27 protein-coding genes are annotated in these 23,975 nt (G+C 67.1%); 15 read left to right on the top strand and 12 right to left on the bottom strand.

What is annotated here, in order from left to right; all coding sequences use genetic code 11:
* Positions 1 to 48: 48 nt before the first annotated feature.
* From ACN9M4_RS03120 to ACN9M4_RS03105, 4 genes are all read left to right on the top strand, one after another.
* Positions 49 to 978, top strand: a complete 930-nt coding sequence (locus ACN9M4_RS03120) for an RluA family pseudouridine synthase (RefSeq protein WP_426303372.1) — start codon at positions 49 to 51, stop codon at positions 976 to 978.
* A gap of 18 nt (positions 979 to 996) precedes the next feature.
* Complete coding sequence (locus ACN9M4_RS03115; RefSeq protein ID WP_426302120.1) at positions 997 to 1,512, top strand: GNAT family N-acetyltransferase; 516 nt, start codon at positions 997 to 999, stop codon at positions 1,510 to 1,512.
* Positions 1,513 to 1,618: 106 nt separating this feature from the next.
* Complete coding sequence (locus tag ACN9M4_RS03110) at positions 1,619 to 2,293, top strand: hypothetical protein (RefSeq protein ID WP_426302119.1); 675 nt, start codon at positions 1,619 to 1,621, stop codon at positions 2,291 to 2,293.
* A 28-nt stretch (positions 2,294 to 2,321) separates the two neighbouring features.
* Positions 2,322 to 2,771, top strand: coding sequence for an SRPBCC family protein (locus tag ACN9M4_RS03105; RefSeq protein WP_426302118.1), 450 nt, complete (start codon positions 2,322 to 2,324; stop codon positions 2,769 to 2,771).
* On the opposite strand, the gene ACN9M4_RS03100 is transcribed toward ACN9M4_RS03105, so the two are convergent.
* The 3 genes from ACN9M4_RS03100 to ACN9M4_RS03090 form a co-directional block, all read right to left on the bottom strand.
* Complete coding sequence (locus ACN9M4_RS03100) at positions 2,768 to 3,199, bottom strand: ester cyclase (RefSeq protein WP_426302117.1); 432 nt, start codon at positions 3,197 to 3,199, stop codon at positions 2,768 to 2,770. The genes ACN9M4_RS03105 and ACN9M4_RS03100 overlap by 4 nt on opposite strands.
* 104 nt (positions 3,200 to 3,303) lie before the next feature.
* Positions 3,304 to 3,750 carry a methyltransferase domain-containing protein gene (locus ACN9M4_RS03095; RefSeq protein WP_426302116.1) on the bottom strand — a complete coding sequence of 149 codons (447 nt, stop codon included), beginning with the start codon at positions 3,748 to 3,750 and terminating at the stop codon, positions 3,304 to 3,306.
* 57 nt (positions 3,751 to 3,807) lie between these two features.
* Complete coding sequence (locus ACN9M4_RS03090) at positions 3,808 to 4,332, bottom strand: O-acetyl-ADP-ribose deacetylase (protein ID WP_426302115.1); 525 nt, start codon at positions 4,330 to 4,332, stop codon at positions 3,808 to 3,810.
* 126 nt (positions 4,333 to 4,458) lie between these two features.
* On the opposite strand from ACN9M4_RS03090, the gene ACN9M4_RS03085 reads away from it, so the two are divergent.
* A complete protein-coding gene (locus ACN9M4_RS03085) occupies positions 4,459 to 5,109 on the top strand; it encodes a DedA family protein (RefSeq protein WP_426302114.1) in 651 nt (216 codons plus the stop codon).
* Positions 5,110 to 5,189: 80 nt separating this feature from the next.
* Here ACN9M4_RS03085 and ACN9M4_RS03080 read toward each other — a convergent pair whose 3' ends face one another.
* From ACN9M4_RS03080 to ACN9M4_RS03065, 4 genes are all read right to left on the bottom strand, one after another.
* Positions 5,190 to 6,320, bottom strand: a complete 1,131-nt coding sequence (locus tag ACN9M4_RS03080; protein ID WP_426302113.1) for an alanine racemase — start codon at positions 6,318 to 6,320, stop codon at positions 5,190 to 5,192.
* Positions 6,321 to 6,340: 20 nt separating this feature from the next.
* Positions 6,341 to 6,646 carry a hypothetical protein gene (locus tag ACN9M4_RS03075; RefSeq protein ID WP_426302112.1) on the bottom strand — a complete coding sequence of 102 codons (306 nt, stop codon included), beginning with the start codon at positions 6,644 to 6,646 and terminating at the stop codon, positions 6,341 to 6,343.
* 105 nt (positions 6,647 to 6,751) lie between these two features.
* Entirely contained in the window at positions 6,752 to 9,550 is a 2,799-nt protein-coding gene (ppc, locus tag ACN9M4_RS03070) for a phosphoenolpyruvate carboxylase (RefSeq protein WP_426302111.1), read from the bottom strand.
* 125 nt (positions 9,551 to 9,675) lie between these two features.
* A complete protein-coding gene (locus ACN9M4_RS03065; RefSeq protein ID WP_426302110.1) occupies positions 9,676 to 9,993 on the bottom strand; it encodes a hypothetical protein in 318 nt (105 codons plus the stop codon).
* A gap of 130 nt (positions 9,994 to 10,123) precedes the next feature.
* Between ACN9M4_RS03065 and ACN9M4_RS03060 the strand changes: the two genes are divergently transcribed.
* A complete protein-coding gene (locus tag ACN9M4_RS03060; protein WP_426302109.1) occupies positions 10,124 to 10,969 on the top strand; it encodes a DUF1684 domain-containing protein in 846 nt (281 codons plus the stop codon).
* A 16-nt stretch (positions 10,970 to 10,985) separates the two neighbouring features.
* The gene (locus ACN9M4_RS03055; RefSeq protein ID WP_426302108.1) at positions 10,986 to 11,645 is read left to right on the top strand and encodes a LysE family translocator; all 660 of its coding nucleotides are present in this window, start codon (positions 10,986 to 10,988) and stop codon (positions 11,643 to 11,645) included.
* Positions 11,646 to 11,675: 30 nt separating this feature from the next.
* Here the strand turns inward: ACN9M4_RS03055 and ACN9M4_RS03050 are convergent, their stop codons facing one another.
* Both ACN9M4_RS03050 and ACN9M4_RS03045 read right to left on the bottom strand, forming a co-directional pair.
* Positions 11,676 to 12,944, bottom strand: a complete 1,269-nt coding sequence (locus ACN9M4_RS03050; protein ID WP_426302107.1) for an acyl-CoA dehydrogenase family protein — start codon at positions 12,942 to 12,944, stop codon at positions 11,676 to 11,678.
* Entirely contained in the window at positions 12,941 to 13,732 is a 792-nt protein-coding gene (locus ACN9M4_RS03045; RefSeq protein ID WP_426302106.1) for an SDR family NAD(P)-dependent oxidoreductase, read from the bottom strand. Before ACN9M4_RS03045 ends, ACN9M4_RS03050 begins: the two co-directional genes overlap by 4 nt.
* 107 nt (positions 13,733 to 13,839) lie before the next feature.
* Between ACN9M4_RS03045 and ACN9M4_RS03040 the strand changes: the two genes are divergently transcribed.
* Complete coding sequence (locus ACN9M4_RS03040) at positions 13,840 to 14,964, top strand: glycoside hydrolase family 76 protein (protein ID WP_426302105.1); 1,125 nt, start codon at positions 13,840 to 13,842, stop codon at positions 14,962 to 14,964.
* Here ACN9M4_RS03040 and ACN9M4_RS03035 read toward each other — a convergent pair.
* Positions 14,961 to 15,569, bottom strand: a complete 609-nt coding sequence (locus tag ACN9M4_RS03035) for a YdeI/OmpD-associated family protein (protein WP_426302104.1) — start codon at positions 15,567 to 15,569, stop codon at positions 14,961 to 14,963. The two genes, ACN9M4_RS03040 and ACN9M4_RS03035, sit on opposite strands and share 4 nt — an antisense overlap.
* A 56-nt stretch (positions 15,570 to 15,625) precedes the next feature.
* Here ACN9M4_RS03035 and ACN9M4_RS03030 point away from each other — a divergent pair, with 56 nt between their 5' ends.
* The 6 genes from ACN9M4_RS03030 (at position 15,626) to tgt (ending at position 20,698) form a co-directional block, all read left to right on the top strand.
* Entirely contained in the window at positions 15,626 to 16,312 is a 687-nt protein-coding gene (locus ACN9M4_RS03030; RefSeq protein WP_426302103.1) for a VOC family protein, read from the top strand.
* A gap of 106 nt (positions 16,313 to 16,418) precedes the next feature.
* Positions 16,419 to 16,820 (top strand): hypothetical protein, encoded by a 402-nt coding sequence (locus ACN9M4_RS03025; RefSeq protein WP_426302102.1) that lies wholly within the window; start codon positions 16,419 to 16,421, stop codon positions 16,818 to 16,820.
* Positions 16,821 to 16,890: 70 nt separating this feature from the next.
* Entirely contained in the window at positions 16,891 to 17,430 is a 540-nt protein-coding gene (locus tag ACN9M4_RS03020; protein WP_426302101.1) for an NUDIX hydrolase family protein, read from the top strand.
* 109 nt (positions 17,431 to 17,539) lie between these two features.
* The gene (locus ACN9M4_RS03015) at positions 17,540 to 18,538 is read left to right on the top strand and encodes a DUF6707 family protein (protein WP_426302100.1); all 999 of its coding nucleotides are present in this window, start codon (positions 17,540 to 17,542) and stop codon (positions 18,536 to 18,538) included.
* 69 nt (positions 18,539 to 18,607) lie between these two features.
* On the top strand, positions 18,608 to 19,330 hold the full coding sequence (locus ACN9M4_RS03010; RefSeq protein WP_426302099.1) for an SRPBCC family protein: 723 nt from the start codon (positions 18,608 to 18,610) through the stop codon (positions 19,328 to 19,330).
* Positions 19,331 to 19,381: 51 nt separating this feature from the next.
* Positions 19,382 to 20,698, top strand: coding sequence for a tRNA guanosine(34) transglycosylase Tgt (gene tgt, locus ACN9M4_RS03005; protein ID WP_426303371.1), 1,317 nt, complete (start codon positions 19,382 to 19,384; stop codon positions 20,696 to 20,698).
* Between the two features lie 17 nt (positions 20,699 to 20,715).
* Here tgt and ACN9M4_RS03000 read toward each other — a convergent pair whose 3' ends face one another.
* Both ACN9M4_RS03000 and ACN9M4_RS02995 read right to left on the bottom strand, forming a co-directional pair.
* Positions 20,716 to 21,429 (bottom strand): queuosine precursor transporter, encoded by a 714-nt coding sequence (locus ACN9M4_RS03000; protein ID WP_426302098.1) that lies wholly within the window; start codon positions 21,427 to 21,429, stop codon positions 20,716 to 20,718.
* A gap of 164 nt (positions 21,430 to 21,593) precedes the next feature.
* A complete protein-coding gene (locus tag ACN9M4_RS02995) occupies positions 21,594 to 23,057 on the bottom strand; it encodes an MFS transporter (protein ID WP_426302097.1) in 1,464 nt (487 codons plus the stop codon).
* Positions 23,058 to 23,304: 247 nt separating this feature from the next.
* Between ACN9M4_RS02995 and ACN9M4_RS02990 the strand changes: the two genes are divergently transcribed.
* Positions 23,305 to 23,973 (top strand): response regulator transcription factor, encoded by a 669-nt coding sequence (locus ACN9M4_RS02990; RefSeq protein ID WP_426303370.1) that lies wholly within the window; start codon positions 23,305 to 23,307, stop codon positions 23,971 to 23,973.
* The last annotated feature ends 2 nt before the right edge of the window (positions 23,974 to 23,975 follow it).

Genomic DNA, 23,975 nt, shown 5'->3' with positions numbered 1-23,975 from the left:
GGTGGACCGGCGCGGGCGGACGCGAGCCACCGGTAGAATTGACCGGTGATGCAATCCCCCCTTCCCGTGCGCGACGGCGTGAACGCCACCCGCCTGCGCCTCCCGGACGAGGGGCCGTGGGACACCGCGATGGACTACATGATGCACCGCTGGGGCCACATCGACCCACAGGGCATCGAGGACCGCTTCGACGCCGGCGAGATCGTGGGCGAAGGCGGGATTCCCCTGGACAGGCACACGAGGCTCGAGGACCACACCTTCATCTGGTACTACCGCACGCTCCCCCAGGAGACGCCGCTGCCGGTGGAGATCAACATCCTGTACCAGGACGAGCATCTCCTCGTGGTGGACAAGCCGCACTTCCTGCCCACCACTCCGGGCGGCACCTACATCCAGGAGACCGCGCTGGTGCGGCTGCGGAACCAGCTCGGCCTGCCGGACCTCATCCCCATGCACCGCCTCGACCGGATGACCGCCGGCGTCCTGCTGCTTTCCACGAACCCGGAAACCCGCGGCAAGTACCAGGTGCTGTTCGAGAAGCGCCAAGTGCAGAAAGAGTACGAGTGCGTCTCCGCCGCGGAGCCCGCACCGGGACATCCCGCCATCGAGTTCCCCGCGCTGGTGCGCAACCGCATGGTGAAGTCGCGCGACTACCTGCTTGCCGAGGTGGTTGAGGGCGAACCGAACACCGAGACGCGCATCGAGCAGCTGAGAACGTTCGACGCCGGAGCGGCTGGTCGCCGGGCGCTGTACCGTTTGGAGCCGCACACCGGAAAGACGCACCAGTTGCGCGTGCACATGGCGTCGCTGGGTCTGGGGATCGTGAACGACGCGTTCTATCCGGAGCTGCTGGACAAGGCGCCCGACGATTACTCGAAGCCGCTGCAGCTGCTGGCCCGCGGCATCCGCTTCGTGGACCCGATCAGCAGGCAGCCGGTGGAGTACCGCAGCCGGTTGGAACTCAGCGAAGCGCACTGACGTCCGGAAGGATCCCCCTTGGCAATCACCCGGCTCATAACCCTGGAAGATGCCCCGGTCCTCGCAAAGGTCTTGGCCGAAAACCGGGATTTCCTGGCGCCTTGGGACCCGATCCGCGAGGACAGCTTCTTCACCGAGGAAACCCAACACAAGCTTCTGCAGCAGTCGCTTGCAAGCCACGACGCCGGCACCATGGTTCCGTTGGCGATCACAGACGCCGACGGCGGGCTGGTGGGACGGATCAACATTGGCAGCATTGTCAGGGGTGCTCTGGAGTCGGGCGGGATCGGCTACTGGGTGCGCCAGACCCACAACGGGCGCGGATTGGCGAGTGCCGCCGTCGCGGAGGTCAAGGAGATTGCTTTCCGGGAGCTTGGCCTACACCGTCTCCAAGCCGAAACGCTCCTTCACAACACCGCCTCGCAACGAGTCCTCGAGCGCAACGGCTTTGAAAGCTACGGAATGGCTCCGAGGTACCTCAAGATCGCCGGCCATTGGCAGGACCACGTGATGTTCCAGGTGCTGGCGGACTAAGCGAACAGCTGTCCCTCCCGATGAACCCTCCGCAGGAATACCATGGGACTGCTGGGGCCATTTCATCGCTTTGCGGCCAGCGCCGCACTGGATTCCAGGAGGATCCATGCAGGACCACAGCAGCGCCCAGCTCCCTGAACTTCCCGGCGACCGGACTGCGTCCGCGTTCGCCTACACCGCGTCCGCTGCCGGCGTGGCCGGCGTCGCGACCCTTGCCGCCATGTACGCGTTCGAGGTGCCGAAGGGCGGCCCCTACGTTTTCGGTACCACGAACGACGCAATCGGCGGCATCTTCAACCTCCTGGTCATCCCGGTGATCCTGCAGGTCCACCGGAGGCTGCCGGCCGGCACGGGCAACGAAAGCCTGAAATGGGTGGTCGTCGCCGCGAGCGTGGCGGGGTCAGCTAGTTCCTTCCTGCTGGTCTTCCGGGTCCTCGACTTTGTCCCGTCCACGATCGTCACTGTCGCGGCCATGACCATGCAGGCCGCCTGGTTCCTATTGGCCCACCGGCAACTCCTGAGGCACAAAGACTTCCCGCGGGGCCTAGCCCGGCTCGGCAGGTTCATCGGCGCGGCATTACTGATCGGCCTGCCGGTCGCAGGCCTCGGTTACGTGTTGCCCGGCCCGGACGCGCTCCGCTGGACGGTCACCGGGATCGGGGCCGCACTCGGCGCTGTCGGCTGGGTGCTGTGGCCGTACTGGTACTTCCGCGCAGGCCGAGCCCTCGGCCACGCACATGCGATCACGACGGCGGGAAGCGCCGCGCCGCAGGCCGGATGACGCAGCCGGATGACGCAAAGGAACCCACATGGCCCACGCAGAAAACGAAGTCACGATCAACCGCACCGCAGACGACGTCTACGCTTTCCTGGCGGATGGCTTGAACAACAAACTTTGGCGTCCGGCAGTCCAGGAAGTTGCCCTCGCCGGCGGGCAGGCAGGCGCCCAGGGCGCGGTGTACTCCCAGACCTTGACCGGTCCGGGAGGCCGCCCGATCGCTGGCGACTACGAGATCACCGCAGCCCAGCCCGGCAGGCGCCTTGATTTCGAGGTGACTGCCGGCCCGGCCCGTCCGAACGGATCCTTCACCTTGGAAGAGAGGGACGGGCGGACCACTGTGCGCTTCGAGCTGGATCTTGAGCCGAAAGGCCTCATGAAGCTGATGGGATCGATGATCACCAAGACCATGCAGTCGGAGGTCGGGCAACTCGACACCCTGAAGTCCGTGCTCGAAGCGGGCGGGGGCCTGAACGGCTAGGCGCCGGGCATCATCCCCAGCTGGGCCATCATGCCGGCCACGTCAGGATGAGCGCTGAACGAGGTGATCTTGCCATCGCTCACGGAGACGAAATAGGTGCCGCTGCCCTTGACGGTTTTCCCCGTGGCGGGCATTTCCATGCCGCCAAACGCAAGGGGCCCGGTGTTCGTGCCGGTGAACTCGACCTCTGCGGCCACCGCGTCCTCGGTCACCACGCGATTGATGCTGCGGATATGCATGTCAGGGAACGCGGTGAACCACGATTCCATGTAGTGCCGCACCTGGTCCGTCGAATGAAGGGCCTCGGGCAGTGTCACGTCCGACAGCGTGAAATCGTCGGCGAACATGCCGGCGAAGTCATCGGGCTTGTGCTGGTCCCAGGCTGCCAGGCCCTGGTCGTCCAGCTTCCGGACGTCTTCGATCAACATCACGTACCTCCCTAAACTCGGCCCCGACAGGGAGAGCCGGGACCCTGTTTTTTGATCTTAGGACGGAGGTGTGACGGCGACAACGACGTACGGAAACTCCTGAACTACCGGGCAGTTCCGCCCTGTCGGCCGAGCCGCCGGGCAACGATCGCCGCGTGCGGCCGGTGCCCAGGATCGGTTCGCGAATGGCTCTCGACAACGGAAAAGCCGGAAGCCTCAAGGAGGGCGCCAACTCTCTCCACGGGCCAGGAGTATGCGTCCGTCACCGCGTGGGGGAAGCGACGCAGCTCCTCCGATTCGAAGAAGCCAAGGAGCAGCCCGCCGCCGGGAGCAATAGCACGGGCGAACTCCCGCAGCACCGGAGCCAGGTCCTCCGGAGCGAAGTGGATCAGGGAATACCAGGCGAGCACACCGGCCAAATGGCCGTCCCCAACCCCGAGGCTGCGCAGCGATCCGACACCGAACGGCACCGAAGGAAACCGGGCACGGGCGTGCGCGATGAAGTCAGGCACGAGGTCAATCCCCGAAACCTCGGCTCCATTGTCCGCCATGAAGCCCGACCATTGTCCGGGACCGCACCCTGCATCAAGGACCGGCGTCCGCTCCGCTCACCCTTCCCGGACGCGCCGGAATGCCTCCACCATCCCGGGGCTGAACAGCACGAACTCCACCAGTTCCACCCCGCTGTCCGGACGCGAGGCAGCGAAGCCGCTGACGGCGTCGAACGCTGTTTCGGCAACCTGGCGCGCATCCCAGCCGTACACGCCGGCACTCACCGCGGGGAACGCCACCGAACGCGCGCCCAGGGATTCGGCGAGCTCCAAGCTCTCCCGGAAGCAGGATGCGAGCAGCGCGGGGTCGGTCTGCCCGGCGTGCCGGTTCGGGCCCACCGTGTGGATGACCCAGCGGGCGGAGAGCCGGAACCCGGAGGTCGCGACGGCGGCACCCACCGGCAGTCCGTCCGGCAGTTCCGTCCGCCGGAGTTCCCTGCATGCCTCCAGGAGTTCGGGCCCTGCGGCCCTGTGGATGGCGCCGTCCACTCCCCCGCCGCCAAGCAAGGAGGAGTTTGCGGCGTTGACGATCGCATCCACCGCGCGCGTCGTGATGTCGCCCTGCACCAGTTCAATCCGCATGTCCTCAGTCTCCCACTCTCTCCCCCCGCGCGAACCGGCAGCAGATGATCCCAAGCCGCAAATTTATGGGCAACAGCTGCCAGTTTGTGCGGCACCGCCACCCCCGGAGTGCGGTAATTTGTGCGCATGGACTTGAGCACGGCCGAGGGCTGGGGAGGGGCGATCTACCTGTGGATCATCCCCCTGGTCCTTGGCGACGCCGTGTTCCCTCCCGTGCCGTCGGAAATGGCAGTGATCACCGGTGGGGCACTGGCCGCCGAAGGCACCGTGAACCCGTGGCTGGTCGGCCTCGTGGCGGCGGCGGCCTCGTGGCTGGGCGACATCGTGGTGTTCCAGCTGTTCAAGCGGCGCCTCAGCCATGTGCTGGACCGCTGGAAATGGGGCCGCCGGGTGCACCGCGGCATCCATGAAGCCATCGCCAAGGCCGGCCGTTCCTCCACCTACGGCGCGATCATCGGCGCCCGCTTCATCCCGGGAGGACGGCTCGCGACGTCGGCCGCCGCCGGGATTGCCGACGTCTCCGCCCGTGGTTTCAGCCTTTGCGCCGCGCTCGGTGGGCTGCTGTGGGCGTCCTGGCAGACCGGGCTCGGCTATTTCGCCGGTTCCACCACGAAGCTGCCGTTCTGGGCGAGCTCACTGATCGGAGTCGGCATGGGCCTGGTGATCGGCATCGTGGTCGGCGTGATCGTCACGCGGAAACGCGGCAACCGCTCCCCGGTGGACGAGCCGCTGGACATGCTCCAGGAACCCAGCCAGGACGATCCGGAGGCCCTGTGAAAGCGCCCGCCGAAATAAAGAAAACCGGCCCAAATTTCGTCCGGTAACCCACGGTTTGGCGGGTACCTTGCCGCAGGCTCCTAGAAGGCCGGCTTCCAGACCTCGACGCCGTCCGGTCCCACCGCGATGACTTCGCGCCAGCGGTCGAACACCGAGCAGGGGTGCGAGATGCCGAGGTCCACGATGTCTCCGACCTCGAAGCCAGCTGCGTCGTCGACGATCGCGTGGTGGTCGAACAGCTTGGTGAGCGTAGCGGCCGGAAGCTCCCCGCCGGAAAGCAGCTCCCCGCCCCGGTAGTGTGCGACGATCACCGGCAGTCCGGCGTCGTACGCCAGTTCGCGCTTGCCCGCGTTCAGGATCACCCGGCCGGGCTCCGGAGCGGAGACCACCAGGGCGCGGACCACTGCGGCGGCCTCCAGGCCTGGCACCGGGGACACACCGGCGTAGGTGCCGTGGTCGTGCACCACATAGCAGCCCGAGCGCAGCACGTTAACGGCACCCTGCGGCAGGAACATCGCGGCGCGGTCCTGGAACGCGGATCCGCCCACGGTGAAGACAGGCTGTTCCACGTCGAATTCAAGGGACTCGAAGATGTCGCGCGCCAGGCGGCAATGGGAGTCGACGACGGCCAGGTTCTCCCCGGTGCGCACGTTCGGGGCCACGCCCTCGTAGGCGCTGACGCCGGCCAGGAGCAGCCCGTCGGCCGCGGAAACCTGCTCCGCCAGGGGTCCCGCTTCCGCCGCCGTCCGGATGCCGGTGCGGCCGCCGGAGATCCCGACGTCGATGAGCACCTTGAGCGGCCGGGCAGCCCCTTCGGACCCAGCCCCGCGGAAGACCTCCGCCGCGGCGGCAACCCCGGCAGCCGAGTCCGCCAGCGCGTAAATCTCCAGCTCCGCAGTGGCGGCAAGCAGGGCACGCAGCTGCTCCAGGTGGCCGCGGAAGAGCACCTCGTTGGCGATCAGGATCCGGGTGGCGCCCCACTCGACGGCCTTCGCGCACTGGCTGGCAGTCGCTACGGTGACGCCCCAGCAGCCGGGCAGCTGCCGCCGCACGATCTCCTCGGTCATGGTGGTCTTGATGTGCGGGGCCAGCAACATGCCGTGGTCCCGGGTCCAGGCTTCCTTGATGGCGATGTTTTGCTCGATCGCGCCCACGTCGAGGAGCATCTGCGGCAGGGTGTCGAGCTGGAGGGAGGCATCAAGAACGGGCATTCTTGAGATCCTATCGGACGTCAGACGGGCGCCCATTTGCCGCGGCTGCGGCGCAGCACCGTGAGGGAACCGGTCAGCGCAACGCGTTCGACGGCGTCGCGCATCATCTCGGCCGAGAGCCGGGCTTCGCTGTTCTCACCTTGGTAGTCGCGCGCCTCCACGAGGAAGCGCAGCACGATCTGCGGGACCCCGCCCACGATGCCCAGCTGGTCCGATTCCACATGGTGCCGGGTCTCCAACGCCTCGACGGCCGAAGCCATGACGGACTCAGGAGCATTCCCGGGCCGGAGCCCGGTGATCTTCAACTTGGCTTGAAAAGACGGCACCCATCAACCCTAGTGGGCACCCCCATAACGCGCGAACGTACAGTTGGAGCCCCAAAAAGGCGGAAAAAAGGGCCTCAACTGTACGTTCGCGCGAAAGAAGGGACCTTACCCGGTGTTCCGCAGCCCCGCAGCCACGCCGTTGACCGTGATGAGCATGGCACGTTGCAGGCGTTCGTCGATCTCGGCCCCGGAGATGGAGGCTTCGCGGACCCGGCGCAGCAACTCCACCTGCAGGTAGCTGATGGGGTCGAGGTACTGGTCGCGGATTTCGAGGGAGCGCTTGAGGGTCGGCTGGGCCTCGAGCAGTTCGGTTTCGCCGGTCAGCCGCTCCACTTCGGCCACGGTGAGCTCGTATTCGGCGCGGATGGCCTTGAACAGGTGGTGCAGCTCGGCCGGGACCAGGGAGGAGACGTAGTGTCCGGCGATGTCCATGTCCGTCTTGGCCAGGGTCATCTCCACGTTCGAGATCACGGAGCGGAAGAAGTGCCAGCGGTCCATCATCTCGGCCAGTTCCGCGGAACGACCGGCTTCGCGGGCAGCCTTCAGGCCGGAACCCACGCCGAACCAACCCGGCACGATCTGGCGGGACTGGGTCCAGCCGAACACCCACGGGATAGCGCGCAGGCCGCCCAGCCCGGCGCCGGAGTCGGGGCGCTTGGACGGGCGGGAGCCGATGTTCAGCGAGCCGAGCTGCTCCACCGGCGTCGAGGCCAGGAAGTAGGCGGGCAGCTCGGGGTCGTCGATCAGGGAGCGGTAGCGCTCGAAGGCGGCATCGGAGATGGTCTCCATGACCTCGCCGTAGCGTTCGCGCTGGTCCTCGGAGGTGCGCGGGGTGCGGTGCAGCGCGGAGCCCTGCATGACGGCGGCCAGCGACAGTTCCAGGTTCTCCCGCGCCAGCTCCGGCAGGGAGTACTTGTCCGAGATGACTTCGCCCTGTTCGGTGAACTTGATGGCGCCTTCGAGGACGCCGTTGGGCTGGGCCATGATGGCATCGTAGGTGGGTCCGCCGCCTCGGCCGACGGACCCGCCGCGGCCGTGGAACAGGCGGACGCTGACGCCGTGCTTGGCGGCGACGTCGCGCAGCTTCCGCTGGGTCTTGTGGATCTCCCACTGGCTGGTGATCACGCCGGATTCCTTGTTGGAGTCCGAGTAGCCCAGCATGATTTCCTGCACGTCCCCGCGCAGGCGCACCAGCTCCCGGTAGGACGGGTCGGAGAGCAGCTGGTCCACGATTTCGGCCGAGGCCCGCAGCTCTTCCACGGTTTCCAGCAGCGGCGCGAAGCCGATTTTCGCGTGCGGGGCGGCACCGAAGAGGTCCACGAGGCCCGCCTCGCGGGCCAGCACGGCGGCCGCGAGCACGTCGTCGGCGCCGCGGGTCATGGAGATGATGTATGTCTCGACGACGTCCGGGCCGTAAGTCTGCAAGGCCTGGCGGATGCTGCGGAAGACGTCGTACGTGCCGTCCGCGGCGCCGTCGAGCTTGATCGGGTGGCCGGAGAGCGGGCGGCGGGACGCCAGTTCGATGCTCAGGCGCTTGAACCGCTCCTCCCGGCTGAGCTCCGCGTAGGGACCCTCGGTGCCGAGCCGGTCGATGAGCTGCCCGACGGCGTCGTGATGGTGGTCGGCATGCTCGCGGATGTCGAGGGTGGCCAGGTGGAGGCCGAAGGAGGCGAGGGTGCGGCGGGCGCGGGCCAGCGCGCCGTCGGCCACGAGCGACGCCGAATGCTTCCGGAGCGAAGTTTCCAGCAGCTCGAGCTCGCCGAGCATTTCGGCGGTGGTGGCGTAGTCGCGGCCGGGCTCGTGGTAGCTGCCGGCGGCCACGCGGCGGCCGGTGTTGATCAGCTTGGCCTTGATGCAGGTCAGCTTCAGGCGGTACGGCTCCTGGGCGTTGAGTTCCAGGACCCGCTTGTCCAGGCCGGGAAGCTTCTCAAGGTCGACGGCGATCGAGTCCAGCAGTTCCTGCTCGGCACCCACCAGCGCGGTGGAGTTGGAGAGCACGGAGATGAGCTCGTCCACCAGGGAGATGCTGAGGCGGACTGCGTGCTGGTTCTGCAGCTGCAGGATTTCGCGGGTGACGGCGGCGGTGACGTTCGGGTTGCCGTCACGGTCGCCGCCGATCCAGGACCCGAAACGCAGCGGGGCACCCTGGGCGGGCAGGCTGACGCCGTGCTCGGCGAGCAGTTCGGAGAGGTCCGTGAGCATCTCCGGCATGGCGTCGCCGAGGATGCTGTTGAGGTAGTAGATCGCGTTGCGGGCCTCGTCCACCGGCGTGGGGCGGACTTGGCGCAGTTCGTCGGTCTGCCACATCTGGTCGATGATTTCGGAGAGCTGGCGGTCCTGGCGCCGGCGGGCGGAGGTACCTTCCTCGGTGGGCTCGGCCAGCACGTCCGAGAGCTTGCGGATCTTGTCCAGCACGGAACGGCGGGAGGCTTCGGTAGGGTGCGCGGTGAAGATGGGGCGCACGTCCAGGCCGTTGACGACGTCCTGTAGCACTTCGGGGCCGGCCTCGCCGGCGATCTCGGAGACGGCCTGGGCGAGCCAGCCGTCCTTTTCCTTGCGCGTGCGCAGCCCGCGGACGCGGTGGACCTGCTCGGCGGCGTTGGCAAGGTGGAAGTAGAAAGCGAAGGCGCGGACCAGTTCGGTGGCTTCGTCCAGCGGCAGGGAGGCGAGCAGTTCGCGGACCTGGGCAACGACGTCGTGTGCGCTCCAAGGGCCCGTGGCGTCGGCACCGCCGCGGGCGGCTTCCTTGGATTCCTTGGTGAGAAGGCGGACCTGCTCCACGAGGTTCAGCAGCTCCGGGCCGTGCTGGCGGACCAGCGATTCGCCGAGGAGCGTGGAAACCCGGCGGACGTCCGCCCGCAGCTCCGCGGCAAGATCGGCGCTTGAATGTGCAGTGTCAACCATAAGAAAAGTACCTCTGGACATGGTGGTGGCCCGTACACTGCGCTGGATACTGTGAGCCGGATTACTGATTCCAGAAAATCCTACCCGCAGGCATCCGGGCCCCCGCAATGTGTCTCGGAGGGTGGTCAGGCCGGGTGGTTTCCGCCCTGCGGCGGCAGGACAATCTTCCCGCCCGCCAGATCCACGCCGTGCCCGCCCGGACCTTCCGAGTAGACCTCGTGCCGTTGCTGTTTCAATTCCTCACGTGCGGCCGCCGCCTCGACGTTCGTCGGCGCGCCGGTGGCCGGATCGATCATGCCCAGCACACTCCCGAACGTGCCGGTGGCCCCCTTCGCCATGCCGCCGCGCGAGACCATCCGGGTCCCGGACCAGATGGCCGCGAGCACCACACCCACACAGACCAGCACAGTCACCAGCACAGTCACCAGCACATCAATCCCCATGCTCCCGAGCGTACGCCGGGACCCGGCGCGGCACTACGGCCTTTCCGGCCCCGGCTTGGCGGGAATGCCACCGCACAGTGCATGGTTGAAGGCAGCGACGCCGAAGACGCAGACACAGACCGGAGGAATCATGACCGCAACAGCACCCGCCGACGCCCAGATCGAACGGTGGCAGCGGTTCCGCAGCAGCCGCAACACGGCCCTCGCAACTCCGCACGGCTGGCTGACCCTCACCTCGTTCCAGTGGCTTGAAGCCGAACCGTCCGCCGTCGAACTCGTCCCGGGGCTCTGGTCAACCGACGGCACGACGGCGACCCTCACCGCGAGCGCCGCCGACGGCCTCACGCTCGTAGAGACCGGCGAGCCGGTGGACGGGACGATCACGGCCGTCCTGCAGGACGAGGAATCCCTCATGTGGGTGCAGTACGGCGGGGTGGACGGCACCGACGTGGTGGTGGAGCTGGCCATGCGCGCTGACAAGTACGCCATCCGCACCCGGGATGATTCCTCGCCCGTGCTGACGGAGTTCGACGGCGTGCCCACCTTCGACTACAACCCGGACTGGGTGGTCACGGGCCGCTTCGAGGCCTACCCGGAACCGGTGGATGTGCCGATCGGCACGGCGAATCCCCTGGTGGACGGGGTGCACCGATCTGTGGGCGAGGTGGTCTTCCACGTGCCGGGCCGGGAGCACGAGGTCCGCCTGCACGCCGAGGGGGAGAAGCTCGGTGCCCTCAACGTGACTTTCCACGACGAGACGAACGGCAACACCACCGACGAATGGCGCAAGGTCTTCGTGCCGCGGCCGCGGCTGGATTCTTCTGGAACAGCGTCCGTGGTGGTTGATTTCAACCGCGCCATCAACTACCCCAGCGCCTTCACGCCGTACGGAACCTGCCCCATGCCGGTTGCCGGAAACTCAATCGACGTGGCGGTGGAAGCGGGCGAAAAACTCCCGTCAGGACGCATTATCTGAAGGCTCATATCCTTGGATGGTGAACCTTCAGGAATCCCTCCTCGGCTACGCGGCGATCGCGGCCCTCATCACCGTCATTCCGGGTACGGACACCGCGCTGGTGCTGCGGTATTCGATTGCCCAGGGCCGCCGCCACGCCTACATGGCGGCCTTCGGGATGATCGCCGGCGCCTTCGTCTGGGGCGCCGCCGCGGCCACCGGGGTTTCCGCGCTGCTCACGGTCTCCACCGTGGCCTACGACGTACTGCGCCTGGGCGGTGCGGTGTACATGCTGTGGCTGGGTATCGGTCTCTGGCGCGCTTCCCTGAAGAAGTCCGACGCCGACCTCCCGCCGGGTGCCCTCCCCCACCTGAGCCTGGAACCGCTGCGCCGGACCTGGCTGAAGGGCTTCGCGTCCAACCTGCTCAATCCGAAATACGGGATGTTCTGCATCGCCGTCATCCCGCAGTTCCTGGTGCCGGAGGTGCCCGCCGTCTGGATGGGCCTGCTGTTGTCCGTGGTGAGCAACGTCGAGGCCGTGGTGTGGTTCGCGGTGATCATCTCGGCGGCACAGTTCTTCCGGAAGTGGCTGCAGGGCGCCCAGTTCCGCCGCTGGATCGACCGCGTCACCGGCACCGTGCTGGGGTCCTTCGGTGTGGTGGCCGTCGTGGAGACTTTCGCGCCGCGGCACGCCTGAGGTCCGGCGGCACGCCAAAAACGGGCCTCGCTACACGATCGCGGACACGCCCGTGACATTCCGGCCCACGATCAGCGAGTTGATCTCGAAGGAGCCCTCGTAGGTGTAGATGGCCTCGGCATCGGCGAAGATCTTGGCCATCCGGTAGTCCGTGACGATCCCGTTTCCGCCGAGGATTGAGCGGCCCATGGCCACTGTCTCCCGCATGCGGGCGCTGCAGTAGGACTTGGCCAGCGCCACCTGTGCCATGCTCGCGCCGCCGTGCCGCTCGCCTTTCGCGTCAACGTAGGCGTCTTCCTGGAGCTGGGCGATCCTGGCCATCATGCCCATGCTGGCCACCGCGTTGCCGAGCATGTCCACCAGCTGCTGCTGGATGAGCTGGAACTTCGCCAGCGGCCGGCCGAACTGTTGCCGTTCCAGTGCGTACTGCCGGGCGACGTCGAACGCTGCCAACTGCTGCCCTACCGCCTGCCAGGCAACCATCAGGCGCGAGCCGCGGAGCAGGTAGTTGGTGTCGGTAAAGCTGCTGATTCCTGCGAAGCGGTCTGCCTCCGCAACGCGCACATCCTTGAAGGTGATGTTGGCGTTCTGCACGGTGCGCAGGGCGATCTTGTTCTCGATTTTGGTACGTGTCACCCCGGGGAGATTGCCGTTCACGATGAAGGCCCGGATCACCTTGTGCCCGGCGTCGAGCTCCGCTTCGTCCAGGGCCCAGACCAGCATGTGGTCGCAGAACGTCCCGTTCCCGATCCAGCGCTTGGCGCCGTTCAGCACCCACTGTCCCCCGCCGTCGTCGGGTGTTCCTGCATCGACGGCAACCCGCCGCGCGGTGGTCTGCAGGCCGCCCGCCACATCCGAACCGTGCTCCGGTTCGGTCAGCGCGAAGGCGCCGGTGGTGCGGAGGTTGGTGGCGTCGTCGAGGTAGCGGTCCTGCTGTTCCTGGGAACCGAACTCGTAAAGGGACTCCACGAAGAGGTCGTGGTGGACCATGAAGAAGGTGGCGATGGAGGTATCCACCCTGGTCATTTCGGAGATGACCAAGCCCGCGAACAGGTTGCTGTAGCCGCGGTGGGTGGGCGCGCTGAGCCGGAGCCCGCCCAACTTGGGCAGGAGGTGCGTGGGGAACTCGGCGTTGTCCCACCAGTCCTTGGCGTACGGTGCCACCTCGCTGGCCAGGAATTCGCGAACCTCCTGGAGCTTGCGTTGTTCCTGGACGCTGAGGAGGGATTCGAAGTCGAAGAAATCCGCCGTCGGAAGAGCGTCCACCGGTTCTGTCGACGCCGGCCCGTCCGGGCTCATTTCGGCGCCATCCGGATCGCGCCGTCCAGTCGGATGGTTTCGCCGTTGAGCATGGCGTTCTCCACGATGTGCGCCACGAGGTTGGCGTATTCGCCGGGACGGCCGAGCCGTGCGGGGTGCGGGACCTGCTGCCCCAGGGAGTGCTGGGCGTCCTGCGGGAGACCGGCCAACATTGGCGTTTCGAAGATGCCCGGCGCGATGGCCATGACGCGGATCAGCGAGCGCGCCAGTTCCCGGGCGATGGGCAGCGTCATCGCCGCCACGGCGCCCTTGGATGCGGCATAGGCGGGCTGGCCGATCTGGCCGTCGAAGGCGGCGACCGAGGCGGTGTTGATGATGACGCCGCGCTCCGGGCCGCCGAGTCCGGTGGTCACGGGCTCGGTGGCGGCCATGGCTGCCGCGGCCAGCCGGATGACGTTGAAGGTGCCCACGAGGTTGATCTGGATGACCTTGTTGAAGCTTTCCAGCGGCAGCACGCCGTCGCGCCCCAGCACCTTGCCGGGGGTGGCGACGCCGGCGCAGTTGACCACGATGCGCAGCGGGCCGAGGGCCGTTGCGGCGTCGACGGCGGCCTGCACCTGCGCTTCGTCGGTGACGTCGGCGGGGACGAAGACCGCCTTGGAAGCCGCGCCGGAGGCGTTCAGTTCCGCGGCGAAGGCCTCGCCCGAGGAGGACGGAAGGTCGATCAACACCACCGAGGCACCGGCGTCGAACAGCCTCCGGGCCGTCGCCGCCCCCAGTCCCGATGCCCCGCCGGTGACCAGTGCCACCGCTCCGCTGATGTCCATCCATCCTCCTTGATGCAAGCCACTGAAGTTAATGCATGTTAACTGAATCACATCAATTCCGCAGCCCTGGCCGGTGCCGCCTCCTCCGGCGAACTAGGCTTGGCACCATGTCCGCCGCAGAATCACCGCAGGAGTGGGCCCGCCGCGCCGACGAGGCCGCCCGCTCCGTCACCCGGACGTTCGGCAAGCGGCTCTTCTTCCTCCCCGGCACGCACATCGGCGCCTCCGTCCGGCCGCAGAACCGTTTCCGGGCACTGCTGAAGCCGTGGAACTACTGGTGGCAGGCGCACTACGTGGACTGCCTGGTGGACACCGGCCGGCGCGAGCTCGCCTCGGGCGTGAAGTTCGACGGCGCCGACCGCCCCAGTGCCGGGCGCCTGGCCTCGCGGCTGGTCACCACCGTCCGGCTGCGGAACTTCCTGCGCTTCGTCAACAACTACTACGACGACATGGCCTGGCTCGCCCTGGCCACCCTGCGCCTGGAAGACCTCGCCGAGCAGAGCCGCAAGACGGGCCGCGGCGCGGGCCGCCTCCGCAACGCCAAGGTCCGCGAAAGCCTCACCCTGCAGTTCGATTCGGCCTCCACGGAGGACCTGGGCGGCGGCACCTTCTGGAACGTCGCCCGCGACTTCAAGAACACTCCCGCCACCGCGCCCGTTGCCCTCTACTACGCCCGCACAGGCCGTCCCGAAAGGGCCCAAGGCCTCCTGGACTGGCTCAACGCCCGGCTGTTCGACCCGGAGCGCGGCCTGTATCTGGACGGCCTGCGGATCCGGGGCGCCGAAACAGTGCTCGTGGCCGACATCTACAGCTACAACCAGGGCCCCGTGCTCGGTGCCATGCTCGAACTCGGCGGCGGGGAAAACCTGAGCCGGGCCGCTGACTTGGTGGCGGCCGTGTCGCGGCAGCTGACCCTGGACGGAGGCATGGTTGTGCGCTGCCATGGAGACGGCGACGGCGGCCTCTTCACGGGGATCCTGCTCCGTTACCTGGCCCTCGCCGCAGCCGACGAACGCTTACCGGAAAACGCCTGCCGGCAGGCGCGGCAGATGGTGCTGGAAACGGCGGAAGCCCTTTGGACGGGCCGGACGGAAACGGCGCCGGGAACCCTCACGTTCTCCAGAGACCCGCGGCGGCGGGCCGCCGAGATGTTCCCGCCGGGCGCCGCCGTCGAGCTTTCCACCCAGCTGCAGGCCTGGATGGCACTGGAAGCGGCCGCCAGGCTGGGCTAGCTGAGGGGCGGCGTCTCCGGCATCTTCTTCTGCGGGTACGGCGCCTCATGGCGGGCCAGCATGTCCACGAATCCGGCGATCTTCCGGGCCCGGGTCTCGGCCCGCTTCACCGAGTTGGTCCGGTAGATCAGGGCGAAGCGGTTCACGGAAGTGAGAACGTCGAACATGGCCTGCGCCTCCGGGACGGCGGCGATCGCCGCGGCGAGGTCCTCGGGAACCTCCGCGGAGGCCTGGCCCGAATAGGCCTTGTCCCATCGCCCGTCGGCTTTGGCGGCCTCGACGGCGGCCCGGCCGGCGCCGTGCATCTTTCCGGCGGCTTCGAGGCGGGCGATGTGTCCGACGTTCCTCTCGGACCAGGGGCTGCGCAGGCCGCGGCGGGTCATGCGCTGGAACATGCTTTCCGCGTCGCGACGCTTCGCCTGCCCGTCGATCCAGCCGAAGCACAGGGCCTCGTCCAGGGCGGCGTCGTAGTCCAGTTCGGTGACGTTGCCGCCCTTCTTGTGCAGGACCAGCCAGACGCCGGGGCTGCTGCTGTGGTTCGCTTCCAGCCAGGCGCGCCATTCCGCGGCGTCCTTGACCAGCAGTTCTTCGAGTTCAACGGCCATGTGCCCATTCTGCCGCCGATCACCGACATCCGGCTGCCGCGCGTAGGCTGGGGGCCATGCTGCGTGTCCGCCCAATCCATTTCACGTCCCGCCCCGAGGCCTGGGAGCCGCTGCTGGGTGCGCTCGGCATGATCAAGACCGTGGACGACGACGACCGGCGCGAGTTCGACGCCGGCTCCGGACGCCTCGCCCTGCACCGGGTCCCTGCGGGATCGGCGGAGGACGCAACCACCGTGTTCGGCGTCGAAATCGGCGACCCGGCGGAGTTCGCCCGCCGCACCGAGGCCGACGGTACCCGGGCCGAGGTCATCGACGCCCCGCACGGGACCACCGTCCGGATCACGGCGCAGGACGGCTTCAGCTTCCTCGCGGACAAGGCCGCGCACGGCGCCGTGTGCGCGGACGCCGACCCGGCCCTCGCCGTCGTCGGGATCTGGCTGACGCCCGCCGTCGAACGGTCCGCCCAGGAACTGCGCAACATCGGTGCCCGGCCCCGCCGGGAAACCCCGGACGCAGCGGATTTCAGCACCAAGAACGGCGGGATCCTGGCCGTGCGCCCGGGCCCGGAAGCGCAGGGCGGCGGCCTCGAATTCGAGTACGACGGCGGCCTGGACGGTTTGCGGGAACGGCTCGCCGGTGCGGGTGTTCCCGTCCGGGATGAAGGCGGCGCGCTTCTGGCGACGACCCCGGACGGCGGAGAGCTCGTGGTGCGGCAGGGTCCAAACCCCGGCACAGCCAGCTAGGCGGTTGCAGACACCGCTTGGCCAGGCCGCCCCTTGACCATCCGGCACGACGGTGACGTAATGAAAATGTCCACGGTGCTGCACTTCCGGATCGCTGGGGCGCCCCGTGGCAAGCATGGCGAAGGGTGCCGTGCGGGCAGCAGAGGAGGGCATCGTGGGCATACTGGATTCCATTTCGAAGGGGATGCAGGTGGTTGATGGTTCGGGGGAAGTCATCGGCAGGGTCGGGGAGGTCGTTCCGCCCAACGAAAAGGCGGAGATCTTCGAAGAAGCCGTGGTCGGCTCCGAGCCGGACTTGCTCACCCTCGGACTGAACTCCGTCTTCGGCCGGGAACCGAAAGTTCCTGAGCTGATGGCGCGGCGGCTGTTCCATTCCGGCTACATCAAGATCGATTCCCGCGGCTTCCTGGCCGGGGACACCTACGCAGCCGCGGATACCATCAGCCGCGTCGAAGAAGGAAAGCTGTACCTGAGCCTCACCCGGCACGAACTGTCCACCCAGGTCTGAACCGTTCGCCTTCGGCACGGCCCGCCGCCAAACACGGCCCGCCGGGCGATGGATGGGGTAGAAATTAAGCATGAGCGTGCGCACCCCTGACCCCAACCCCGGCTGGTTGTCCCCCGAGGACCTGTTCGAGGCGCGCGGACGCCTCCCCATGGTCTACGTGGAGGCGGTGCCGGTCCGGCTGGATCCGCTCGGCTTCGTCAACGAGGTGGGCACGCTCCTGCAGGGCGACGCCGACGGCAACATGGTGCGCTACCTCGTCTCCGGCCGCGTGCTGTACCGCGAAACCATCCGGGCCGCGCTGCTGCGCCACATCGAGAAGGACCTCGGCCCGCTGGCCTTCCCGCAGCTGCCCATCAGCCCCGTCCCGTTCACCGTGGCCGAATACTTCCCTGCCCCCTCCCAGACGGGGTTCACGGACGACCGCCAGCACGCGGTGTCCCTGGTCTACGTGATCCCGGTGACCGGTGAGTGCGATCCGCGCCAGGATGCCCTCGAACTGACGTGGATGACCCCGGACGAAGTGCTCAGCGCGGAAGTCCAGCAGGAGTTCGACGGCGGCCGCGGCAACCTGGTGCGCCAGGCGCTCGCCTTCGCCGGGGTCGGCATGTAGCCAAGGCTGCGCCCTTCCACGCCTTTCCACATAGCCGGAAAGCCTCCCGCGGCCGGACGCGCCTGTTCTATAGACTGGTGGGCGGACCCCAAGCAAAGGATTTTTGGCGATGACCCACAGCCCGGCCGATCAGCAATACCGTGAAAAGCAGGCTGGGGCCCTGCAAACCGGTGACTACCTCTTCCCCCCGGGCAACGGCCCCGCGGAACAGATCACCGGCATCGCGCTCGAATACGACGACTTCGGCGTGCCCGCCCTCGTCCTCGTGACCACGGCCCACGGCGGCAGCATCCGCATTGCCTTCTCCTCCGCCGTCCCGGTGGGCGAACCCGGCAGCGTTGTCAACGAGTCCGCCGGTGAGGCGCCCGACGCCGGCGACGAGGCTTCCGGGGACGACGCACCTTCCGGTGAGCTCCCGGCGGCGGCCGCACCCGTCGTTGTCGTCCCCCCGCTTCCTGCCGCTCCACCGTCGCTGAACGCTCCGACCGCCGCCCAGCTGGCGCTGATCCCGGCGCCGTCCGGGACCCCGGAGTCCGTGATCGCCGCAGCGGCCGAGGCCCACCCGGGACGCAACGGCGTGGCCGTGCTGAGCGAACGCCTGGTCAAGGGCGTCAACACCAAGTCCGGCAGTTGCCTTCGCGACATCAGCGACCTCGCGCACGACCTCTTCATCCAGCTCCGCGATCCGGACAACGCCCTCGCCGTCGCCGATCTGCTGAACGTGCTGCCCTTCGACGGCAACCGGGACCGCTGGGCCTCGGTGGAACGCGCCCTGGCCCTGTCCAGCTTCATCTGCCGGGAACTCGGGCAAGAAGAGCGTGCCGCGGTCTACGCCCAGTTGCTGCAGGCCCCGGATTCACTGGAGACCGACCCGTTCCGGGCCAGGATCGCGGCCCGGGTCCGCCAGCGGGCGCTCAACGAGCCGAACCTGTACGACAAGGAAATCTTCCGCTCCATCGACAACGGCAACCACGACGCCGAACGCGAATGGCGGCTGCTGCGCTTCGAGTCGCTGTTGTTCCTGCGCGCCCACGGCGGTTCGGAGACCCTGCAGATCAGCGAACTGGACCACCGCCTGGCCAACGAGCTCGAAGCGGTCCGCGCCTAGGCGGGGCCGTGCTGCCCGGCCACCTGTCAAGGCTGTTGCCGTCACCTGAACGGGAGTAGATTCGGGGCCATGACGAACAATCTGAGCGTTGTGGTTAATGCCGACGCGCAGCAAGTTTGGACCATGCTGCGCGAACCATCGCGGGTAGCCCAGTGGCACGGCTGGGAAAGCGACGACCTCAGCGATGAGATCAACCAGATCTACTTCAGTTCCAATGTGGTCGAGGACCCGGACCACACCAGCCTCACCGTGAACGGCGGGGACGAGTTCGAGCTGCATCCGGTCACCGGCGGCACCGAAGTGCGGGTCACCCGGGCCGCCCTGGACCATGATTCAGAGTGGGCCGACTGGGATGAAGACATCACCCAGGGGTGGCTGACGTTCCTCCACCAGCTGCGTTTCGCCTTGGAACGGCACCCGCACGGGCACCGGCGCACGCATGTGGTCACCTTGCCGGGCGGCGGATCGGCCATCGAAAAGCTGGGGCTGAACGAACTTCCGGCCCCGGGCGAGGAATACGAACTGACCCTGCCCACCGGCGAAGCGATCTTCGGCAAGGTGTGGTTCCGCACCCGGCACCAGGTGGGGGTCACCGTGCACGGCTACGCCGAACACGGCGAGGGCCTGCTGATCGTGGCCGAACAGCAGGCGATCCCGGAGAAGCGGCCCGACGGCGGGGCGCTGGTTATTGCGTCCACCTACGACCTCGGGGCGCAGCAGCTCGAGTCGGTCCGCTCCCACTGGGACGGCTGGAAGGCTGAGAACTACCCCACAGAGGTGTCCGCGCGCTGACACTTCCCGGCAATCGGCTGGCAGACTGTAACGGTGCCAGCCGATTCCGTCCTGCCTGATACCAGTCCCGTTGCCGGTTCCCCGGCTTCCGCGTCCTTCGCGGAGCGCCAGTCCGCGTTCTCGTTCTCAGTAGGGTCGCGCCTCGCCGAGAGCTGCGTGCCGACGCCGGAACAACGGGACGGCAACGGCGGCGAATTCCTCGGCCGCACCGGAACCATCACTACGCCGCACGGGACCATCCAGACGCCGGCGTTCATCGCCGTCGGGACCAAAGCCACCGTGAAGGCCGTGCTGCCTGAGTCCATCCGCGGCTTCGGCGCACAGGCCGTGCTGGCCAACGCCTACCACCTGTACCTGCAGCCCGGCCCGGAAATCCTCGACGCCGCGGGCGGCCTTGGTGCGTTCATGAACTGGGACGGGCCAACCTTCACGGACTCCGGAGGCTTCCAGGTGATGAGCCTGGGCTCGGGTTTCAAGAAGGTGATCGACATGAAGACTGTGCCGGTTGCGGAATCCGCCGTCCCGGACGATGCCGTGGCACCCGGCAAGGAACGCCTGGCCCACGTCGACGAGGAGGGTGTCTGGTTCAAATCGCACCTCAACGGGGACAAGCACCGCTTCTCGCCGGAGATCTCCATGCGGGTGCAGCACCAGATCGGTGCGGACATCATGTTCGCCTTCGACGAGCTGACCACCTTGCAGAATTCCCGCGCCTATCAGGAGGAATCCCTGGAGCGCACCCGCCGCTGGGCCGAACGCTGCGTCACCGAACACCGGCGGCTCACCCTTTCCCGGGCAGGGAAGCCGTACCAGGCCCTGTTCGGCGTGATCCAGGGCGCCCAGTACGAAGACCTGCGCCGCAAGGCGTGCCGGGACCTTGGCGCCATGGACTTCGACGGTTTCGGGATCGGCGGTGCGCTGGAAAAGGAAAACCTGGGCACGATCGTGCGCTGGTGCAACGAAGAGCTGCCGGAAAACAAGCCGCGGCACCTGCTGGGCATCTCCGAGCCGGACGATATCTTCACCGCCATCGAAAACGGCGCGGACACCTTCGACTGCGTTTCCCCCACCCGGGTGGCCCGCAACTCGGCGTTCTACACGGCGGACGGCCGCTTCAACTTGTCCGGCGCAAAGTACAAGGCTGACTTCGGACCGCTGCAGGACGGCTGCGACTGCTACACCTGCCTGAACTACTCCCGGGCCTACATCCACCACCTGTACAAGGCCAAGGAAATGCTCTCGGCCACGCTGATCTCCATCCACAACGAACGTTTCGTGGTGAAGATGGTGGACGACGCCCGCCTAGCCATCGAATCCGGGGATTTCTTCGAGTTCAAGGCAGAGACCCTGGGCCGGTACTACGCCTAGGTGCGGACTTCAACGGGTCATGCAGCCCCGTAGCTCGGCTCCCGCTTCTTCACCCAGCCGATCACAAGCGAGGTCACGGGTACGAAGATGAACTCGACGGCGGTCTTGTAGACGAAGCCCACCACCACGTAGTTGACGAAGGTTCCGAAGTCCGTGATGCCGATGACCGACGCCGCGATGCTGCAGAAGATAAGGGTGTCCACGAATTCGCCCGCACCGGAAGAACCCATGAGCCGCGCCCACAGGGACTTCTCCCCGCTGCGTTCCTTCATCTTCACCAGGACCCAGGAATTGATGGTCTGGCCGGCGAAGAAGCCCAGGAGCGAGGCCAGCACGATCAACGGCACCGGGCCGAGGGCGCCCTCAATGGCGGCCTGCTTGGCGTTGCCGTACTCATCGCCGAAGCCGGGCAGGACAATGATGATCCAGTAGCAGAGCGAGGCGAACACGGAGAGCGCGAAGGTGGTGATGATCGCCTTCCGCGCCGCCTTGAAACCGTAGACCTCGCTCACGACGTCGCCCAGGATGTAGGCCAGCGGGAACAGGAAGAATCCGCCGTCGGTGACGATCGGGCCGATCAACACACCCTTGGACGCGCCGATGTTGGACAGGATCAGCACCACGGCCATGACAGCCAGGATGATCGCGAAGTACGGGGAACCGATCGAGGCAAAACGGGGCGGGGTTTTGAGGGCCGTTTTCGGGGCAGCAGAGCCGGAAGGCGTGGTCAATGGATGTCCGTTCGTAGTGGTTCGCGCAGGCACCGGACAACTCCACGGCGCCCCGCTGTATTAGCACTGGATGTCCCCAAGGTTAACGTGTGAGGCCCGCTCTACGTCCTTTGCGGCGTGCAAAGGACGTAGAGCGGGCCCCGCAACGCGGGCCTCACAACGAGCTAGGCGTCCACCAGTTCCTTCTTATCGTCGTCACCGTCGCGAATGCTCCCACCGCGGCCTGAACGGGCACCGGCGAACGCGTCGCCCTGTTCCGCGTCCAGGTGGGTGGCCTTCTTGTTCTTCAGGGCGAAGATGTAGACCAGCAGGGACAGGAAGATCGCCACGGTCACGTAGGTGAAGAACAGGTCCTCGCGGCCGGCCTTCTGGAATGCGGCCCCGATCAGCGGAACCGTGCCGCCGAAGAGGGAGTTGGCGATCGCGTATCCCAGGCCCACGCCGAGGGCGCGGATGGAGGCGGGGAAGAGTTCGGCCTTCACCAGAGCGTTGATGGAGGTGTAACCGCCGACAATCAGCAGCCCGCCCATCATCAGCAGGAACGCGGTGAAGGGATCCTTGGTGCCGGCCAGGGTGGAAAGCAGCGGCCAAGTGAAGAGCACGCCGGTCACGCCGAACCAGAGCAGCAGCGGCTTGCGGCCGATCTTGTCCGAGATCAGGCCATAGACCGGCTGGAGCAGCATGAAGATGAACAGGGCCCAGAAGTTGATTACCGAGGTGTCCGTCTTGGCGATGCCGGAGGTATCGTTCATGAACTTCAAAATGAAGTTCGTGTAGGTGTAGAAGGCCATGGTGCCGCCCATGGTGACCCCGATGCAGATCAGCAGCGGCTTCCAGTGCTTGGTGAACAGCAGCTTCATAGTGCCGGGCTGGGCTTCGCCTTCCACGCGGACGTGGGCGGCACGGATCTGGTCCGCCGAGACCGTCTCCTCCATGGAGCGGCGCAACCACAGGACCACCAGGGCTGCCACGCCGCCGATCGCGAACGGAATCCGCCAGCCCCAGCCGGTCAGGGCGTCCTTGGCCATGGTGTTCTGCAGGATGACCAGCACCAGCAGGGCCAGCATCTGGCCGCCCACCAAGGTGACGTACTGGAAGCTGGAGAAGAAGCCGCGCCGCTTGGCAGTGGCGGCCTCGGACATGTAGGTGGCGCTGGTGCCGTATTCGCCCCCGACCGAGAAGCCCTGAAGCACCCGGATGAAGATCAGCAGGACCAGGGCCCAGATGCCGATTTCCTGGGTAGTGGGCAGGATCGCGATGCCGAAGGAACCGATGGACATCATGGTCACGCTGAGGGTCAGCGCGGCCTTGCGGCCCTTCCGGTCGGCGTAGCGGCCGAAGAACCAGCTGCCGATCGGTCGCATGAGGAACGACGTCGAGAAGACGGCCATCGCTTCGAGTCCGGCCTGCAGCTCGTCCTTGGAGTTGAAGAAATGGGCCTGGAAGTAGGCGGCAAAGACCGTGTAGACGTACAGGTCGTACCACTCCACCAGGTTGCCCGCGGAGCCTTTGAGGATGTTGCTTACGGCCCGGCGCGTCTGTGCTGATTCGCTCTGTGCCGGGTCGCTTGAGGGCGCCGATTCCCCCTGTGCCGGGTCGCTTGAGGGCGCTGATTGCTGAGTGCTCATCGATGAACCTTCCTTGCGTGGCGCCGCCATCGGCAGCCGTTTACTGCATAAGTCCAACCGCAAAGCTAGTGCGTGATTCCGGGCACATCCAACGCCAAAGGGCATTTCCTAACACTTCCTTAGGAAAGGCCGTATGGCCGGAAAAGCACCGCTCCAGGAGCGGAAATACCGCAGAGGCGGTAAGGTCCAAACGGAACGCCGTGCGGAAAATCCGCAGGAAAACACCCAATACAGAGGACCCAAGGCAATGCGCGTGCTGATCGTCGAAGACGACGATGCGATGGCATCGGCACTGCTCGCGGCCGTCCTCTCCGCCGGGCACAAGCCGCACCGGGTAGCCCGCGGCGCCGACGCCCTCCTGGTCCACCGGGACTACGACGTGATCCTCATGGACCTTGGCCTCCCGGACATCGACGGGCTGGAACTGCTCCGCAAACTCCGCCAGGTATCGGACTCCCCCATCCTGATCCTCACGGCCAGGGACGATGAACGCAGCGTGGTCCTGGGCCTGCGCCTCGGCGCGGACGACTATCTCGTGAAACCGGTGAAACTCGTCGAACTGCTGGCCCGCATCGAAGCCGTCACCCGGCGGGTCGCCCGGGCGGCAGGCAACCGTCCGCATTCCCTGGTGATCGGGGAACTCGACGTCGACCTCGACCGGCGCGTCGCCGTCGTCGGCTCCCGCGAGCTGCAGCTGACCGCAACGGAGTTCGACCTCCTGGCGCTGCTGGCCCGGAACGCCGGCTCGGTGGTGACCCGCGAACAGATCCTCGACGCCCTCTGGGGCGACGCGTTCCTCGCGTCCTCCCGCTCGCTGGACGTCCACCTGACCGGGTTGCGCTCCAAGCTGGGGCTCCCCGGCTTCATCATCAACGTGCGCGGAGTGGGCTACCGGATCGAGGCGGAACCGGCATGAGG

Origin of the sequence: Arthrobacter sp. R-11, assembly GCF_049913155.1 — a bacterium.
In the GTDB taxonomy this organism is placed as follows: Bacteria; Actinomycetota; Actinomycetes; order Actinomycetales; family Micrococcaceae; genus Arthrobacter.
The sequence above is the reverse complement of the archived record's forward strand: the minus strand, read 5'-3'. Positions and strand labels throughout refer to the sequence as shown.